Source organism: Allobosea sp. GW822-FHT03F07, from assembly GCF_058801345.1.
Genome location: NZ_JBXAND010000003.1, coordinates 196,480 through 213,551 on the forward strand (window position 1 = coordinate 196,480; position 17,072 = coordinate 213,551).

18 protein-coding genes are annotated in these 17,072 nt (G+C 67.4%); 6 read left to right on the forward strand and 12 right to left on the reverse strand.

The window, feature by feature from the left end:
• The first annotated feature begins 66 nt into the window (after positions 1–66).
• Both gcvPA and gcvPB read left to right on the forward strand, forming a co-directional pair.
• The gene (gene gcvPA, locus AC1RMY_RS12305) at positions 67–1,407 is read left to right on the forward strand and encodes an aminomethyl-transferring glycine dehydrogenase subunit GcvPA (protein WP_492864783.1); all 1,341 of its coding nucleotides are present in this window, start codon (positions 67–69) and stop codon (positions 1,405–1,407) included.
• The gene (gcvPB, locus tag AC1RMY_RS12310) at positions 1,407–2,981 is read left to right on the forward strand and encodes an aminomethyl-transferring glycine dehydrogenase subunit GcvPB (protein WP_492864785.1); all 1,575 of its coding nucleotides are present in this window, start codon (positions 1,407–1,409) and stop codon (positions 2,979–2,981) included. The genes gcvPA and gcvPB overlap by 1 nt, the downstream gene beginning before the upstream one ends.
• On the opposite strand, the gene AC1RMY_RS12315 is transcribed toward gcvPB, so the two are convergent.
• Both AC1RMY_RS12315 and AC1RMY_RS12320 read right to left on the reverse strand, forming a co-directional pair.
• Positions 2,927–3,412, reverse strand: a complete 486-nt coding sequence (locus AC1RMY_RS12315) for a type II toxin-antitoxin system VapC family toxin (protein ID WP_492864786.1) — start codon at positions 3,410–3,412, stop codon at positions 2,927–2,929. The genes gcvPB and AC1RMY_RS12315 overlap by 55 nt on opposite strands.
• Entirely contained in the window at positions 3,409–3,819 is a 411-nt protein-coding gene (locus tag AC1RMY_RS12320) for a type II toxin-antitoxin system Phd/YefM family antitoxin (RefSeq protein ID WP_492864788.1), read from the reverse strand. The genes AC1RMY_RS12315 and AC1RMY_RS12320 overlap by 4 nt, the downstream gene beginning before the upstream one ends.
• Positions 3,820–3,848: 29 nt before the next feature.
• Here AC1RMY_RS12320 and AC1RMY_RS12325 point away from each other — a divergent pair, with 29 nt between their 5' ends.
• On the forward strand, positions 3,849–5,099 hold the full coding sequence (locus AC1RMY_RS12325; protein WP_492864789.1) for a L,D-transpeptidase family protein: 1,251 nt from the start codon (positions 3,849–3,851) through the stop codon (positions 5,097–5,099).
• Between the two features lie 379 nt (positions 5,100–5,478).
• Here the strand turns inward: AC1RMY_RS12325 and AC1RMY_RS12330 are convergent, their stop codons facing one another.
• From AC1RMY_RS12330 to AC1RMY_RS12365, 8 genes are all read right to left on the reverse strand, one after another.
• The gene (locus AC1RMY_RS12330) at positions 5,479–5,955 is read right to left on the reverse strand and encodes a F0F1 ATP synthase subunit B family protein (RefSeq protein ID WP_492864791.1); all 477 of its coding nucleotides are present in this window, start codon (positions 5,953–5,955) and stop codon (positions 5,479–5,481) included.
• An 11-nt stretch (positions 5,956–5,966) separates the two neighbouring features.
• Positions 5,967–6,584 (reverse strand): F0F1 ATP synthase subunit B family protein, encoded by a 618-nt coding sequence (locus AC1RMY_RS12335; RefSeq protein WP_492864793.1) that lies wholly within the window; start codon positions 6,582–6,584, stop codon positions 5,967–5,969.
• 91 nt (positions 6,585–6,675) lie between these two features.
• Positions 6,676–6,903, reverse strand: coding sequence for a F0F1 ATP synthase subunit C (locus AC1RMY_RS12340; protein WP_043231023.1), 228 nt, complete (start codon positions 6,901–6,903; stop codon positions 6,676–6,678).
• A 63-nt stretch (positions 6,904–6,966) separates the two neighbouring features.
• Positions 6,967–7,728 (reverse strand): F0F1 ATP synthase subunit A, encoded by a 762-nt coding sequence (locus AC1RMY_RS12345; protein ID WP_492864795.1) that lies wholly within the window; start codon positions 7,726–7,728, stop codon positions 6,967–6,969.
• A gap of 46 nt (positions 7,729–7,774) precedes the next feature.
• Entirely contained in the window at positions 7,775–8,125 is a 351-nt protein-coding gene (locus tag AC1RMY_RS12350; protein ID WP_492864797.1) for an AtpZ/AtpI family protein, read from the reverse strand.
• A 258-nt stretch (positions 8,126–8,383) separates the two neighbouring features.
• Positions 8,384–11,839 (reverse strand): chromosome segregation SMC family protein, encoded by a 3,456-nt coding sequence (locus AC1RMY_RS12355; protein WP_492864799.1) that lies wholly within the window; start codon positions 11,837–11,839, stop codon positions 8,384–8,386.
• Between the two features lie 159 nt (positions 11,840–11,998).
• A complete protein-coding gene (locus AC1RMY_RS12360) occupies positions 11,999–12,619 on the reverse strand; it encodes a DsbA family protein (protein ID WP_492864801.1) in 621 nt (206 codons plus the stop codon).
• 146 nt (positions 12,620–12,765) lie between these two features.
• A complete protein-coding gene (locus tag AC1RMY_RS12365) occupies positions 12,766–13,245 on the reverse strand; it encodes a DUF721 domain-containing protein (protein WP_492864803.1) in 480 nt (159 codons plus the stop codon).
• Between the two features lie 232 nt (positions 13,246–13,477).
• Here AC1RMY_RS12365 and AC1RMY_RS12370 point away from each other — a divergent pair, with 232 nt between their 5' ends.
• Complete coding sequence (locus AC1RMY_RS12370; RefSeq protein ID WP_492864805.1) at positions 13,478–13,675, forward strand: hypothetical protein; 198 nt, start codon at positions 13,478–13,480, stop codon at positions 13,673–13,675.
• 148 nt (positions 13,676–13,823) lie between these two features.
• Here AC1RMY_RS12370 and AC1RMY_RS12375 read toward each other — a convergent pair whose 3' ends face one another.
• On the reverse strand, positions 13,824–14,564 hold the full coding sequence (locus AC1RMY_RS12375) for an SDR family NAD(P)-dependent oxidoreductase (RefSeq protein WP_492864807.1): 741 nt from the start codon (positions 14,562–14,564) through the stop codon (positions 13,824–13,826).
• An 81-nt stretch (positions 14,565–14,645) separates the two neighbouring features.
• Here AC1RMY_RS12375 and AC1RMY_RS12380 point away from each other — a divergent pair, with 81 nt between their 5' ends.
• Complete coding sequence (locus tag AC1RMY_RS12380; RefSeq protein WP_492864809.1) at positions 14,646–15,308, forward strand: TetR/AcrR family transcriptional regulator; 663 nt, start codon at positions 14,646–14,648, stop codon at positions 15,306–15,308.
• Between the two features lie 26 nt (positions 15,309–15,334).
• On the opposite strand, the gene AC1RMY_RS12385 is transcribed toward AC1RMY_RS12380, so the two are convergent.
• A complete protein-coding gene (locus tag AC1RMY_RS12385; protein ID WP_492864811.1) occupies positions 15,335–15,814 on the reverse strand; it encodes a VOC family protein in 480 nt (159 codons plus the stop codon).
• Positions 15,815–15,977: 163 nt separating this feature from the next.
• Between AC1RMY_RS12385 and mutY the strand changes: the two genes are divergently transcribed.
• Positions 15,978–17,063, forward strand: coding sequence for an A/G-specific adenine glycosylase (mutY, locus tag AC1RMY_RS12390; RefSeq protein WP_492864813.1), 1,086 nt, complete (start codon positions 15,978–15,980; stop codon positions 17,061–17,063).
• The last annotated feature ends 9 nt before the right edge of the window (positions 17,064–17,072 follow it).

Consider the following 17,072-nt stretch of genomic DNA (forward strand, 5'->3'; position numbering starts at 1 on the left):
CTTCGCCGGGATGACGGCGCGGTTTTCAAACGGTTCGGCGCCAACACCCGCAAACGGACATTTGCCATGCGCTATCTCCCCCTGACCGACACCGATCGCGAGGACATGCTCGCGCGCATCGGTGTGCCCGATGTCGACGCGCTGTTTTCTGACGTGCCGTCCGGCAAGCTGCTCAAGGCCCCGCTCGATCTGCCGCGCGCCAAGGGCGAGCTCGAGGTCGAGCGCATCATGGCCCGCATGTCCGCGAAGAACACCGCCGCATCCGCGGTGCCCTTCTTCGTCGGCGCCGGCGCCTACAAGCATCATGTCCCGGCGACAGTGGATCACCTGATCCAGCGCTCGGAGTTCCTGACCAGCTACACGCCCTACCAGCCCGAGATCGCGCAGGGCACGCTGCAGTATCTCTTCGAGTTCCAGACCCAGATCGCGGCGCTGACCGGCATGGAGGTCGCCAATGCCTCGATGTATGATGGCTCGACCGGCACGGCTGAGGCCGTGCTGATGGCGCATCGCGTCACCAAGCGCCGCAAGGCCGTGCTCTCCGGAGGTCTCCACCCCCATTACACCGAGGTGGTGAAGACACTCTCCGAGATGGCGAATGACGAGATCGTTGCGCTGAAGCCCGATGTCGCCGCGAGCGAGGACCTCCTCTCGCAGATCGACGACAGCGTCTCCTGCGTCGTCGTGCAGTCGCCCGATGTCTTCGGTAATCTGCGCGACCTGAGGCCGATCGCCGAGAAGGCGCACGCCCATGGCGCGCTGCTGATCGCTGTCTTCACCGAGGTCGTATCGCTCGGTGCGGTGGTGCCGCCGGGCGCCCAGGATGCCGACATCGTCGTCGGCGAGGGCCAGTCGATCGGCAACGCGCTGAATTTCGGCGGCCCCTATGTCGGGCTCTTCGCCGCCAAGTCAAAATACATCCGCCAGATGCCGGGCCGGCTCTGTGGCGAAACGGTTGATTCCGACGGCCAGCGCGGTTTCGTGCTGACGCTCTCGACCCGCGAGCAGCATATCCGCAGGGACAAGGCGACCTCGAACATCTGCACCAATTCAGGCCTCTGCGTGCTCGCCTTCACCATCCATATGACGCTGCTCGGGCAGGCGGGCCTCACTCGCCTCGCCGAGGTCAACCACGCCAATGCGGTCAAGCTCGCCGATGCGCTGTCCCGCGTGACCGGCGTCACGGTGCTGAACGAGACCTTCTTCAACGAGTTCACGGTGAAGCTGAAGAAGCCCGCCGCCGAGGTCGTCGAGGTGCTGGCCGCCAAGGGCATCCTCGCTGGCGTGCCGGTCTCGCGGCTCCTGCCGCATGCCGGGCTCGACGACCTGCTGATCATCGCCAATACCGAAGTCAACACGGATGAAGACCGGGCGGCCCTCGTGGCGGCGCTCGTGGAGGTGCTGTGATGTTGAACCGTCAGGGACGTCCTACCCAGGCTGGCGGAACCTCGCATGAGGAACACGCTACCTTCACCGGCAACAAGGCGCTGCAGCAGATCGAGCCGCTGATCTTCGAGATCGGCCATCACGAGACGACCGGCGTCGACATCGACAAGCCCGCGCCCTTCAATGCGCGTCTCGGCAAGCATGCGCGTCTGGGCGAAATCGGCCTGCCCGGCCTCTCCGAGCCCGAGGCGATGCGCCACTATGTGCGCCTCAGCCAGAAGAACTACGGCATCGACACGGGGCTCTTCCCGCTCGGTTCCTGCACGATGAAGCACAATGCCCGTCTCAACGAGAAGACGGCCCGCATGCCCGGCTTCTCCGACGTGCATCCGCTCCAGCCGCTCTCGACCGTGCCCGGCGCCCTCGAGGTCATGCTCGAGCTGTCGCGCTACCTGATGACGCTGACCGGCATGCCGGCCGTGGCACTGTCGCCGAAGGCCGGCGCCCATGGCGAGGCCTGCGGCATGATGGCGATCAAGGCAGCGATCGAGGCCAAGGGCGAGGGCGCGACCCGCAATGTCGTGCTCGTCCCCGAATCGGCTCATGGCACCAACCCGGCGACGGCGGCCCTGATCGGCTTTTCGGTACGCTCTGTTCCCGCCCGCGAGGACGGCACAGTCGCGGTCGAGGACGTCAAGGCCCTGCTCGGGCCGGACATCGCCGCGATCATGCTGACCAATCCGAACACCTGCGGCATCTTCGAGCCGCAGATCGTCGAGATCGCCGCGGCGCTGCACGAGGCCGGCGCCTATTTCTACTGCGACGGCGCCAATTTCAACGCGATAGTCGGCAAGGCCAGGCCCGGCGATCTCGGCGTCGACGCTATGCACATCAACCTGCACAAGACCTTCTCGACGCCGCATGGCGGCGGCGGGCCGGGCGCTGGCCCGGTGGTGCTGTCCGAGCGCCTCGCTCCCTACGCACCCGTTCCTTTCATCCATGTCGAGAACGACAAGCCGCATCTGATCGAGACGCGCGAGGAGGCGCCCGAGGGCAACAAGCCCTTCGGCCGCATGACCGCCTTCCACGGCCAGATGGGCATGTATGTCCGCGCCCTGACCTATATGCTTAGCCACGGCGCCGACGGCATGAAGCAGGCCTCAGAGGACGCGGTGCTGAACGCCAACTATATCCGCGCCGGTCTTTCGGACCTGATGTCGCTGCCTTTCCCCGATCATCCCTCGATGCATGAGGCGCTGTTCGACGACGAATGGCTCAAGGGCACCGGCGTCTCGACGCTTGATTTCGCCAAGGCGATGATCGACGAGGGCTATCACCCCATGACGGTGTATTTCCCGCTCGTAGTCCATGGCGCCATGCTGATCGAGCCGACCGAATCGGAATCGAAGGCCTCGCTCGACCTGTTCATCGCGACGCTGCGCGACCTCGCCATGGCCGCCAAGGGCAACGACAAGGAGCGCTTCACCAGCGCCCCGCATCACGCCCCGATCCGCCGCCTCGACGAGACCCGCGCCGCCCGTCAGCCGGTTCTAAAATGGGTCAAGCCGGCGCCGGTGGCGGAGGCCGCGGAGTAGCGTCGCTTAGGCGGTCCGCCAGGGTCGTGGAGCGGCAGGTCGAGACCTGCGAAATCTCGCACGTTGCGTGTGACCAGGATGAGGTCATGCGTAATCGCGGTTGCGGCCAGCATCGCGTCCATCATCTGCAGGTTCAGTCCCCTGCGACGCGACAGCGCCATGACATGGCCCCAAGCGACCGCCGTCGGCAAGATGAACGGCAACAGCCGCTCGCCGAAGCGCGCAGGCAAGTCCGTCTCGATAAAGCCGGCCAGCCGATCCCGGCGTGCGCCGGCTTGCATCAGGGCGAGCCCGCGATGCAGTTCCGCCATGGTCACGACGCTCAGATGGAAACGGTCTTCATCCGTTTCGGCCAAGAATCGGATGACGTCGGCATTGGGCGCGGGCTTCTGGCCTTCCGAGATGACGTTGGTGTCGAGAAGGAATCTCACAGATCGATATCGCGCGGCGGCTGATCATCCCGCGTCAGATCGATTCCGGAGTCGCGCAGTGGCGAGTTGAGCAGAAAATCGGCGAAGGTTCCCTTGCGGTTCGATTTCCGCTCCCATTCATCGATGGAGACCAGAACCGCAGCCGGTTTTCCATTGCGTGTGACGGTCTGAGGCCCCTCGTTCTTCGCCTTGTCGATCAGCTCTGAGAACCGTGCCTTGGCGGATGCGACGGTCCAATTGTCCTTGGCTGCTACGCGCATCTGTGCCTCCGTAATCGAGATGACCGTTATGGTCATAGTAGTCAAGCTATGCGGCAGCAGCAATATGCTGGCGGCAACATTCCGATACGTAAATCTCCGCGCCGCCTTAAGGCTTCCTTGACCATGTGCGAGGGATGCTTCGGTCATGCGTCATTGACGCAGTGTGGGATTCGTCCATGGCCGTGCGTTTCGTCCAAGCCTCCGTCGCCGCCCTCGCTTTATTGTTGGGGGCTGCGGGCGCGCGCGCCAATGAGCCGAGCTATGGCCCCAACACCTATGACCGCACCCTCGAGGCGCTGATCGCCCATGAGGACATCGCCGGTCGCGGCGGCTGGCCCAAAGTGCCCGGCAGCGTCACGGCGCTGAAACCGGACGCGCAGGGCCCCGATGTCGCGGCGCTGAAGCAACGCCTGATGCTGAGCGGCGACCTGCCGCCCGAGGCCCTGCCGGGCGATGTCTACGACGCCGATGTCGTCGCGGCGGTGAAGCGCTTCCAGATCCGCCATGGCCTCTCCGATCTCGGGACTGTCGGCCGCCTGACGCTGAAGGCTATGAACACCCCGGTCGAGATCCGCCTGAACCAGCTCACCGCCACGCTGGAGCGGCTGAAGGGCAACGGCTTCAACTTCGCCAGCCGCTATGTCGTGGTCAATATTCCCGGCGCCAGCGTCGAGGCGGTCGAGAACGGTACCGTGCAGCGCCGCCACCTCGCCATCGTCGGCCGGCCGGACCGGCCTTCGCCGGTGCTCCAGGCCAACATCACCTCGGTCAACCTCAACCCGACCTGGACGGTGCCGACCTCGATCGTGAAGGCCGATATCATCGCCCATATGCGCAAGGATCCGGGCTTCCTCACCAAGTCGCACATGAAGCTGCTCGGCGCCGAGAATCGCGAGATCGATCCCGCGACCGTCAACTGGGCCACGCTGACCTCGCCCTATTTCACGGTGCGGCAGGATCCGGGGCCGGACAATTCGCTCGGCCAGATGAAGATCGACATGCCCAACAGCGAGGCGGTCTATCTGCACGATACGCCGAAGAAGTCCCTCTTCCGCAACGATGTCCGCTTCAATTCCTCGGGCTGCGCCCGTGTCGAGGGCGTGCGCGACCTCGGCGCCTGGCTGCTCGAGGGCACGGAATGGACGCCGCCGGCGATCGAGGCCGAGATCGCCAAGGGCGAGCGCAAGAACATCCCGCTCAAGAAGGCCGTGCCGGTCGCCTGGGTCTATCTTACCGGCTGGCAGGGCGCGGACGGCCTGGTCCAGTTCCGCGAGGACATCTACGGGCTCGACACGCCGCAGGGCATCGTCACCTCGACGATCCAGCGCCGCAAGCCCAAGCCGGCCACGCCGCCGGAGGCGAAGCCGATCGCGACGGGCGAGCCGAAGCCGATCCCGCGCCCGCCAGCGAAGACCGCCGCGAACTGAGTTCGCAGGCGCCGGCCGGCACCGCCGGGTTCATCGCGAGCGTGGCGGGAAGCAATCCAAGATGCGTTGAGCGAGCGCTTGGTGGCTTCGCAGCGCTGGTGGTTTCCGGCAGACGGCGCAGAAGGCACAGGAACCACCTTTTGGGGGAGCTTGGCCTCGTCCACCTGGGCGTTGGCGGGAAGCTTGATCCCGGCTTCTTCCAGAGCGCTTCCAGTCGAGGTTCAGGCTTGGATTCCGGATGTTCGCGTCGCTGCGTCGGGGATGACCGGCTCGTCTCCGCGGCTCCGCTCTGCACAACGAAAAACGCCGCGGCCCGAAGGCCGCGGCGTCGATGTGACTGTCTCGTTCCTGGCCTTGGACCAGCCAAGGCGCTTACGCCTCAGTTCAGCTTCGCCTTCACCTCGTTCAGCCCGGCGGCGAACAGCGTATCGCCGGTCTTGCCGCCGACCTGGGCGCGGATGATCACCTCGGCGGCGCGCGTCGCAGCCTCGGCAGCGGCGGCGCGAACCTCGGCCTCGGCCTGGCTCTCGGCGAGGGCGATCTTGTCTTCCGCCGATTGGGTCCGGCGAGCGACGAAATCGTTCAGCTTGGCTTCCGCCTCGGCTGCGAGGCGCTCGGCCTCTTCGTTGGCGGCGGCGACGATGCTGGCTGCCTCGGACTCGGCCGCCTTGCGCTTGGTCTCGTACTCGGCGAGCAGCTTCTCGGCCTCGACGCGCAGGCGGCGCGCTTCGGCGAGCTCTTGAGCCACCTTCTCGCCACGTGAATCGAGCGCGGCGACGATGGCCTTCGGCACGCCGAAATAGGCGAGGATGCCGATGAAGATGAAGAAGGCGACGCCGACCCAGAAAGTATCCATCTGTCTTCTCCTCAGCCGCGCGCCAGAACCTGGTCGACCGCCTCGGACGCCTCGCTGGCGCTCGGAGCCTTGCCGGTCAGTTTCTCGACGATCGCAATCGCGACCTCGCTGCCGAGCCCGCGCACATTGCTCATGGCGCTGGTCTTGGTAGCGGCGATGGTGGCCTCGGCCTTGGCGAGTTTCGCCGAAAGCTCGGCCTCGACGGCATGACGGCGCTCGTCCGACGCCTTGGCGCCGGCGTCACGCGACGCCTGGGCGATGCCCTGCGCGTTCTTGCGGGCCTCGGTCAGGGCGGTCTCATACGCCTTGGCGGTCTCTTCTGCCTTGGCCTGCATCTGGGCGGCATTGTCGAGATCGCGCGAGATCGTGTCCGCGCGCTCTTCGAGGATCGCTCCGACGCGGGGCAGGGCGACCTTCGACATCAGCCAGTAGAGCGCGCCGAAGGTGACGGCGAGCCAGAAGAGCTGACCCGAGAAGGTCGAGGCGTCGAAGGGAGGGAAGGCGGCCTTTTCGCCGCTCAGGGGCGACGTCGCGGCTGCTGCCGTTCCCGCCATCAGCGCGGCGGGCAGCACTGAGGCGACGAGACCGGCCCATCCGCGCCTGACGAGCCGTGAAGATCGAACCGGCATGGGCTGCCTTTCAGCGGAAGGAAATGAAAAGCCGCGCCCGAACCCGAGAACGGGTGGCCGGGCGCGACATGAAGGCGGTAGTCGAAGCGCGTCAGACCACGAAGAGCAGGACGAGCGCCACGACGAAGGCGAAGATGCCCAGACCTTCGGCGAGCGCCGCGCCGATGAAGGCGCGCGGGAACTGGCCGTCGGCCGCCGAGGGGTTGCGCAGCGCGCCCGAGAGGAAGTTGCCGAAGATGGTGCCGACGCCGATGGCGGCGAGGCCCATGCCGAGCGAGGCGAGGCCAGCGCCGATGTACTTGGCTGCAACGGGATCCATGGTCTTTCTCCAGTGTGAAAAGCTAGAAGGCGGGGTTGAAAGCTCTCGCGAACCCTGACTGGCTCAGTGGCCGGGGTGCAGGGCGTCGTTGAGATAGACGCAGGTCAGGATCGCGAAGACATAGGCCTGCAGGAAGGCGACGAGGAATTCGAGGGCGGTCAGCGCGACCGCCAGAAGCAGCGGTAGCGGGGCGATGATCGTCGCGGCACCGCCGGCGGCGAGCAGCGCAACGACGAAGCCGCCGAACACCTTCAGCGCGATATGGCCGGCGAGCATGTTGCCGAACAGGCGCAGGGAGAGCGAAATCGGCCGCGACACGAAGGAAACGGCCTCGATCAGCACCATGAAGGGCAGGAGCCAGCCCGGAACGCCCGACGGCACGAACAGGCCGAAGAAATGGCTGCCATGCTTGACGACGCCGTAGACCAGCACGGTGCCGATCACCAGGAAAGCGAAGGCCGCCGTCACGACGATATGGCTGGTGACGGTGAAGGAACCGGGGATCATGCCGAGCATGTTGGAGAACAGCACGAACATGAACAGCGAGAAGACGAGTGGGAAGAACTTCATGCCGTCCTTGCCCATCACGCCGGTGACGGTGGAGGCGACGAATTCGTAGATCATCTCGGCGAGCGACTGCAGCCGGCCGGGCACGACCGAACGCTGGCTCGAGCCATAGATCATGATCGCAGAGATCACGGCCACGACCAGGACCATCAGCAGCGATGCGTTGGTGAAGGACAGGTCGAGGCCGAACGGCCGCAAGCCGACGATCGGCTTGATCTCGAATTGGTGGATCGGATCGATTCCGCCGCCAGCCGCCATGTTTCTCCAGCCCCTTGTCGTGCGGCCATGCGGCCGCCAGCCTCGGTCATTTCTTCGGCGCGCCGTCCTTGGACCCGGAGGTCGGACGCGAGCCGAGCCGATAGACGGAGCGCAGCCCTGCGATGGAGCCGATCACCAGGAAGGCGATCAGCAGGAACGGGGACGTTCCCAGCCACCGGTCTGCGAGGACCCCGATAAGGGCGCCTGCGATGATGCCGCCTGCGAGATCTGTCGCCGCACGAAAGCCTGAAGACATGGCGCCTGCGAGGGCCCCGTCCGGTCCAGCCTGGCTCGCGCCCGGCTTTTCGTTCTTTTCGGCCTTCCCGAGGGCGGCCTTCAAAGAACCCAGTCTTGCGCGCAACTCCGAGTCTGAAGCGTTTTTGTCGGGTTCGGACATGGCAGCAGCTCCATACCTGACCGTGGAATGGCCACGATCCTGCAAAAAACTACACGATCCCTGTCCGAGCCCGCGCATCGAGCCGTCGTCAGCACGGCCTCCTTTATTGCCCGCCCCCCAAGCTGTCAAGGCAGGCAGATAAGGGCTAACGCATTGGAATATCTATAAATTCAGGGCAAGTGCGACATTCTTGCCGCATTGCGATTGCGATTGTGGCCTTTTTTCAACCGGTCTTGGCGAAATTGCAGCCGGAAGCATTCAGCTGGCCTCGCGGATGCGCTCGGCCGTTGCGAGATCGACTGAGACCATCTGGCTGACGCCACGCTCGGCCATGGTGACCCCGAAAAGCCGGTCCATCCGCGCCATGGTGATCGGGTTGTGGGTGATCAGGATGAAGCGCGTCTGGGTATCGCGCGCCATCTCGTCGAGCAGGTCGCAGTAGCGCTCGACATTGGCGTCGTCGAGCGGAGCATCGACCTCGTCCAAGACGCAGATCGGCGAGGGATTGGTCAGAAACACCGCGAAGATCAGCGCGGTCGCGGTCAGCGCCTGCTCGCCGCCAGAGAGCAGCGTCATGACCTGCGGCTTCTTTCCGGGCGGGCGGGCGAAGATCTCGAGACCGGCATCGAGCGGATCCTCGGCATCGACCAGCTTCAGTTCCGCCGTGCCGCCGCCGAAGAGCACCGCAAACAGGCGTTGGAACTGCCCGTTGACGATCTCGAAGGCGGCGAGCAGCCGCTCGCGTCCTTCACGGTTGAGCGCGCCGATCGCCTGGCGCAATCGCCTGATCGCTTCGCTGAGGTCGTCGCGCTCCGTCGTCAGCCCCTCGCGCTTGCCCTTGACCTCGGTCAACTCGTCCTCGGCCCGCAGATTGACCGCGCCGAGCCGCTCGCGCTCGCCCTTGAGCCCGGACAGGCGCCGCTCGACATCCTCCTGATCCGGCGGATTCTCGCCCGCCTTGAGCCCCGCCATCGCCCACAGGCCGTCGAGGCCCGTCTCCAGCCCATCCTCGATCTGCCTCGTCACATCGGCCACACGTTGGTGTGCCGCTTCCAGCTTGGCTTCGGCGGCAGCCCTGATCTCGCGCGCGCCGGCCAGTGCTTCCAGTGCGATCCGCGCCTGCCGGTCGGCTTCGGCCAGCGCCGCCTCGCCCAGCGCCAGGCGATCGGCCGCCGCGCGCCGCAGTGTCTCGGCGCTCTCGATCTCGGCGACGACCCGGCGCCGTTCGGTCAGGAAGGTGTCGGGCGCCTCCAGCAGCGCCGTCCGCTCGGCGCCGACCGTTTCGATTCGGCGTTTCGTCTCCTCCGCGGTCTGGCCGCTTGCGGCGGCACGTTCGTGCCAGGCCTTTACGTCGGCGGCGATGGCCGCGCGTCGCGCGGCGCGCAACTCCGCTTCGCGGGACAGGGTCTGCACCCGGGCACGGGCGTCGGAGGCCGCGATGCGCTGCTCGCCGAGCCCGACACGCGCCTTCAGCAGCGTGCTTTCGAGTTCGGCCGTCGGCGGCAGGGCGGCGACCGCCGCCTCCTGCGTCGAAATCTGGCTCGATGTTTCGGCGATGCTGCGCCCGAGCCTGTCTATCGCCTCCGTCAGGGCCGAGCGTCGCGCGGCGGCTTCGCCCGCCTTGCGCTCGGCAACCGTGAGCTGCTCGCGCGCCTGGTCGAGCGTCCTGCGTGCCAGCCGCGCGGCGTCCAACGCCGTCGTCTCCGCCTGTGCGGCTGTCCTGGCGTCTGCGCTCGCCGCTTCGAGCGATTCCCGGGCCGTTTCCGCCGTTTCCCGCGCGCGTTGCGCCTCGCGTTCGAGATCGCCCAGCCGGTTCTTCTCGGCCAGGCGGCGCGCGGCGGGGGAGGGCGCTTCGGCCGCGCCGGTGAATCCGTCCCAGCGCCAGATGTCGCCCTCGCGCGAGACCAGCCGCTGTCCCGGCTTGAGAAGTTCGCGCAGTCTTGGGCCGTCTGCCCGCGCGACGATGCCGATCTGGGAGAGGCGCCGCTTAAGGGCGGCGGGGCCGCGCACATGCGCAGCCAGCGCCTGACTGCCCGCAGGCAGGTCAGGATCGTCGCTGCCCGGTCCGGTGTCACGCCAGTGGCTGGGCGCGGAGAGATCGGTCGCCGCATCGAGATCGTCGCCGAGCGCCGCGCCGAGCGCGACCTCGTAGCCCTTGGCCACGCTGACCGAATCGAGGATTGCCGGCCAGCGGCCGCCGCTCGCCGGTGCGAGCAGCTTCTGCAGCGTCCGGATCTCGGTCTCGAGCCGCTGCGCCGTGCGGTCGGCCTCCGCCAGCGGCGCGCGCAGTTGCGTCTCGCGCTCGCGGAGGGCCGCCAGTGCCGAGCGCGCGGCTGCGGCCGCGGCGTCGCTGTCGCGCATCGTCGTTTCGCCGGCCGCGACGGCGTTGCGCAGAGCTTCCAGCGGCACTGCCGCGCTGCTGGCATCGAGCGCGGCCTGATCGCGCAGCAGGCGCTCGCGCTCGGAAGCCGCGCGGGCTTCGCGTTCCCTGGTTTCGCGCAGCGCCCGCTCCAGCGCCCCGCGCTTCGCGGCGAGTTCAGACAGGGCGGCCTGAGAGGCCGTGTGATCGGCTTCCGCCGCAGCCAGCGCGGCTTCGGCCTCCGCGAGCGCGGCCGCGGCGGCTTCGGTGCCTCCGGCCGCGCCCTCGCCATCGCGGGCGAGCGCAGCATCCTCTTCCGACAGGCGCGCCAGGCTTTCGGCGGCGTCGCGCGCGACGCTCTCCTGCCGCGCGAGGTCGCCCTGCAATTCCGCGAGCCGCCGGCCGAGCTCCTCGGCCCGCTGCTTGGCGCGCCGGTTCTCGGCTTCCAATTCGTCGAGCCCGCGCTTGAGCCGCACCAGCCCGGCGGCGGCTGACGCCTCGCCTTCGCGCAGTGCCGGCAGCTCATGGGCGGCGACGGCCTGGCGTTTCGCGGCCTCCGCCTGGGTGCCGGTCTGGTCGGCGACGCCACGCAGCGCCTCCTCCAGCGCCTTCCGGGCATGAGCTTCCTGCGCCCGCGCCTCGTGATGCGCGATCAGCGCCAGCGTCGCCTCGGCCCTGCGGATGTCGGCGGCGAGGCTGCGATAGCGCGAGGCCTGACGGGCCTGGCGTTGCAGCGCCTCGATCTGCCCGTCGATCTCGCCGAGCACGTCCTCCAGCCGCGTCAGGTTCTCCTCGGCGCCCTTGAGCCGCAGCTCCGCTTCGTGGCGGCGGCTATGCAGCCCGGCGATTCCGGCGGCATCCTCCAGGATGCGGCGGCGCGATTGCGGCTTGGCCGAGATGATCTCGCTGATCTGGCCCTGCCGGACGAGGGCCGGCGAGCGCGCGCCGGTCGCGGCATCGGCAAACAGAAGCTGTACGTCCCGCGCCCGCACCTCCTTGCCGTTGACGCGATAGGTCGAGCCTTCCTCGCGCTCGATCCGGCGAGTGACTTCGAGGACGTCGGTCTCGTTGAAGGCGGCGGGCGCCCTGCGGTCGGCATTGTCAAGCGTCAGCGCGACCTCGGCCATGTTGCGGGCCGGGCGCTCGTTCGAGCCGCCGAAGATGACGTCGTCCATCCCCGAGCCGCGCATGTTCTTGAACGAGCTTTCGCCCATCACCCAGCGCAGCGCTTCGACGAGATTGGACTTGCCGCAGCCATTGGGGCCGACGACGCCGGTCAGCCCGGGCTCGATCAGGAATTCCGTCGGCTCGACGAAGGTCTTGAAGCCGGTGAGCTTGAGGCGCGTCAGCTGCATCGGCGTGCCCCTGCAACAACCGCGCCCGTCATCCCGGACCGGCGGCGCAGCCGCGCCGCTCCGGGATCCATCATAGGGAACCGCGCTCTACGATGACTCCCGGAGCTCCGCTGCGCTGCGTCCGGGATGACGGGGAGGATGTTGAAAAAACGCGCGCCCTCAGCCGCCGACGAGCGGTTGCAGTATCTTGTCGAATTCGGCCATCGAGAGCGCACCTGAACGCTTCTGCCCGTTGATGAAGAAGGTCGGCGTCGAATCCACTCCGGCCTTGGCCCCACGATCCTTCACGACTGTGACGGCGTCATAGATATCCTGCCTTTTCAAGCAGGCCTCGAACGAATCCTGTGTGAAACCGGCCTGCTTGACCATCGACGAGAGTGCATCGACCGGCTTGTCGGTGAAGGCCCAGGCCCTCTGCTGGTTGAACAGCAGGTCGGTCATCGCGATGTATTTGTCGTTGCCGTTGCAGCGCGCCAGCATGAAGCCGGCCGTCGCCAGCGGATCGAGCGGGAATTCCCGCAGCGTGAAGCGCACCTTGCCGGTGTCGATGTACTTCGCTTTCAGCGCCGGCCAGGTGTCCTTGTGGAACGCCGCGCAATGGCCGCAGGTCAGCGAGGCGTATTCGATGATCGTGACCTTGGCGTCCGCCGGGCCGAGCCAGACATCGCCGAGCGGGCCGGGCGTGGAGAGATCGCTCTGCGCGTAGGCGGCTGGCGAGCCCAGCATCGCGGCCGCCGCGATCCCGGCTGCGCCGGTTAAAAGCTGTCGCCTGTTCGTCATCGTGGTCATTCCCGAGAAGTGCAAAGGTTGTAAGGTCGATTTGCGATCGCCGGGACCCAAATCTGATGCGCGGAACATAGAGGCCGCGACGATTGTGGCAAGATCGTCACCGCCGCCGGTTGGGCTCGCTCACGAAGCCGTGTCGATCACCTCGACGCCTTGCGTTGCGCGACATGGCGGCCGAGCCGTTCGAGGCAGGCGCGCAGGGCCGGGTCGGTCACGCCAGCGACCTGCTGCTCGACACGCGCTGCGATTTCCGGATCGAGCGGAGGAGGCGGACGCTTCGGCGCGGGCGCCTCGACCGGCCCTTGCTTGAGCACGAGCTTGCCGACCGCCCGCCAGCCGAGATGCGTATTGACCCGCTCCAGCACGATCGGCCCGAGTTGCTGCATTTCGAGTGCGAAGGCGCTTTCGACCCGCACCACCATCGCCGCCGGCTCGGACGCCTCGCCCGGCGCCGGGCGGCGGCGCGGCCAGTCGATCTTGAGCGGCCGCGTCCGTGCCGCCAGCCGCTCCCCGACGATCTCCGGCCAGAGCGAGACGATGGCGCGCCCGGCAAAACCCTGCGCCGCGAGCGCGGGCGCGAGCAAGTCGTCGATCAGGTCTGCGAGGGGCGATGCGGCCATGCGCCATTGTGGGGCGCGTGAGGGTGGGGTGCAAGCGGGACGAGGGACGTGGAGTGGTGGAGTGGTGGAGAGGGGCGGTCCGATAGGGCGCTACCCCTCCTCGATTGCCCGGCCGCGGCGATCGTCGCAGACCGCGCACCTTCCGTGAGGAAGATCACGTTCAATGCCCTGATCAAGGGACATGGTTGAGCCGCGTTGGCGCTCCCAAAACCCAGACCCAGGAGGCCCTGCGATGGCCGGTCTCAAAATGTCGAAGCCGATACGCCTACTCGGAGTGTGCGCGCTCGCCGGTGCCGCGATTTTTGTCGCTGCACAACTCGCGACGGCCCCACCCCCATCATCGATGGCGGCGACGACAACAGTGTCGCCGCTCGAAATTATGCTTCTAAACGACGAAGCGCTTCCGGCCGACTTTTGGGATGCGTCCTGAAACTCTGACCGGAATTGCCCGAGTGCGACCCTGGCCCCGGATGGGCGAGGGAGAGATGAGGGCCTGTTGCGGGTTGGGACGCAACAGCGACGCTGCGCCCCAACCCGACTCCCCACGCCTCATCCGAGAGAAGGAATAGCGTCCCGCCTCAGGCGTTCGCCCCGCCATCGACGCTGATACCCGTGCCCGTGATCTGCCGCGCGGCGGGGCTCGCCAGGAAGGCGACGGCCGCCGCGACATCCTCCGGCTTGCCGTATTGGCCGAGCGCCGTCATCGCGCGCTGGCCGTCCGCCTGCCCTCCCGCGGCGGGGTTCATGTCGGTGTCGGTCGGCCCCGGATGCACCAGATTGACCGTGATGCCGCGCGGGCCGAGTTCGCGGGCGAGCCCACGGGTGAAGGCGAGCAGCGCCGATTTCGTCATCGAATAGACCGTGACGCCCGGGAAGGGGACGCGCTCCGCGAGGCAGGAGCCGATCGAGACGATGCGCCCGCCCTCCGGCAGATGCTTGATCGCGGCCTGCGAGGCGAGCACAACGGAGCGGATGTTGACGGCGAGCAGCGCGTCGATGTCGGCGAGGCTCTGCTCGGCCACCGGGCCGCCACGGGCGATGCCGGCATTGTTCACGAGGATGTCGAGGCCGCCGAGGCTCTGAGCCGCCTCGTCGACCGACCGCTTGACCGCCTCCGCATCGGCGCTGTCCGCCTGGATCGCGAAGCCGCGCCGGCCCTTGGCCTCGATCGCGCGCACCACTTCCGCGGCGCGCTCGGCCGAGCGCTCATAGGTGATGGCGACATCGGCGCCCTTCTCCGCCAGCGCCAGGGCGATCGCCGCGCCGATGCCGCGCGCCGCGCCGGTGACGAGGGCGCGCTTGCCGGTCAGTTCACTCATGATCGTATCTTTCTGTGTTGGTCGATACAAAAATAGCTAGGTGCGTTGCATCGCCGCGTCAAGATATTTATATAACGACCGATGCAGAAATTGGGTGGACAGAATCCGGACGTCGGAGTTTTGAACGGGACGGCGCGTTCCCGCGGCCGTCCGCGCGCCTTCGATCGGCAGGCCGCGCTCGATACGGCGACTCGGCTGTTCTGGCGCAAGGGCTACGCTGCGACCTCGATTTCCGATCTGACCGAGGCGATGGGCATCGGCTCGCCCAGCCTCTACGCCGCCTTCGGCTCCAAGGATGAGCTTTATGCCGAGGCGCTGCGCCATTTCGGCGAGCGCTTCGAGACTCTGGTCTGGGGCAATTTCCGCCGCGCCTCGACGGCCTACGAGGCTGTCGAGGCACTGCTGATGGATTCCGCCGCGGCGCTCACCGGCTCCTGCGGCCAGAACGATCCACGCGGCTGCATGGTGACGCTCTCCGCCGTCGGCAGCGAGGGCCATGTCGAGCTCGGAGAGCGCGTGCGGGCCGCCCGGGCGTTGGCCGTGACGCGAATCGAGCAGCGTCTCGGCCTGGCTGTGGCGGACGACGAGCTATGTGCGGACACCGACGTTCCTGTCCTCGCGCGCTTTTTCACCGCCGTCCAGAACGGCATGTCGATCCAGGCCCGCGACGGAGCCACGCGCGCGGAACTCGAGGCGATCGCGAGGCAAGCCCTCCGAGCCTGGCCGGGCGCCCCCCCGATCTGAAATGCGTCGGTCCCGGTGCCGACTCCTCAGCCGCGCCTGGCCGCCTCGATCGTGGCGACGTCGATCTTTTTCATCTCCATCATCGCGGTGAAGGCGCGCTTTGCGTCCTCGCCGCCGGTAGCCATGGCCTCGGTCAGCACGCGTGGCGTGATCTGCCAGGAGATGCCCCATCTGTCCTTGCACCAGCCGCAGACGCTTTCCTGGCCGCCATTGCCGACGATCGCATCCCAGTAGCGGTCGGTTTCCTGTTGGTCGTTCGTGGCGATCTGGAACGAGAAGGCCTCACTGTGCTTGAAAGTGGGGCCGCCGTTCAGCCCGATGCAGGGGATGCCGGCGACGGTGAAATCGACCGTCAGCACGTCGCCGGCCTTGCCGGATGGGTAGTCGGTTGGTGCGCGGTGGACCGCGCCCATCGTGCTGTTCGGAAAGGTCTGCGTATAGAAGCGGGCCGCAGCCTCCGCCTCCTTGTCGAACCACAGGCAGATCGTGTTCTTGGCGATGGGCATGGCCTGTCCTTCTCTCTGAGCGTTTCCCGACCCTGTTTGCGATACTGTGCTTTCATGTCGAACGCTTTGGACCCGTCGGCGTTCCGCCGGGATGCCGGAGAGGAGCCCGATCGCGCAGCATGAGCGCCTTGCCCGCCTCGGTGAACGCGATATAGACCGGCCGATGCCTGCCGCCGCTGCCGCTGATCTCCTCTCCTGGTACGACCGCCACCGCCGCGCGCTGCCCTGGCGTGCGACAGCGGGCGAGCGAGCCGACCCCTATCGGGTCTGGGCTTCCGAGATCATGCTGCAGCAGACCACGGTCACGGCGGTCAGGCCCTACTATGAACGCTTCATGGCGCGCTTTCCGACGGTGGCCGCGCTCGCCGCGGCGCCGTCCGAGGAGGTGATGCAGGCCTGGGCCGGGCTCGGTTATTACTCGCGCGCCCGCAATCTCCATGCCTGCGCCATCGCGGTGATGGCCATTCACGGCGGCCGCTTTCCCGATACCGAGGAGGGTTTGCGCAGCCTTCCGGGCATCGGCGCCTATACGGCCGGCGCCGTCGCCGCGATCGCCTTCGACCGGCCGGCGGCGGCGGTCGACGGCAATGTCGAGCGCGTCATGACCAGGCTCTTTGCGATCGAGGATTTGCTGCCCGGTGCTCGGCCGCTGGTGCGCGAGCGCGTGCTGGCCCTGATGCCGCGGGATCGGCCGGGCGATTTTGCTCAAGCCCTGATGGACCTCGGCGCCACCATCTGCACACCGCGCAACCCAGCCTGCGGCCTCTGCCCCTGGCGCTCCCCTTGCATCGCCCGTACCGAGGGCACGCAGGAGAGCTTCCCGCGCAAGGCGCCGAAGAAGGCGGGCGTCACGCGCTACGGCGCCGCCTTCGTCCTACTGCGGGACGATGGCGCACTGCTGCTGCGCACGCGACCGCCGAAAGGCCTGCTCGGCGGCATGGCGGAGGTGCCGACCAGCGAATGGCGTGCCGATTACGAGCTGGACGGCGCTGCGCAGGATGCGCCGGTGGTCACTCGCTGGCGCGAACTCGCCCCGCCAGTGCGCCATGTCTTCACGCATTTCCCTCTGGAATTGACGGTTTTCCTCGGTCGAGCGGCGGTGACGATGTCTGCGCCGGCGGGCATGCGCTTCACGCCCATCGCCGCAATCGGGCGGGAGCCGCTGCCAGGGCTGATGACGAAGGTCGTCGGTGTCGGGCTCGAGGCCGCCGGCCTGAGAGCCGGGTCAGGCCAGCGCGACGCCGGCTGACCGACGCGG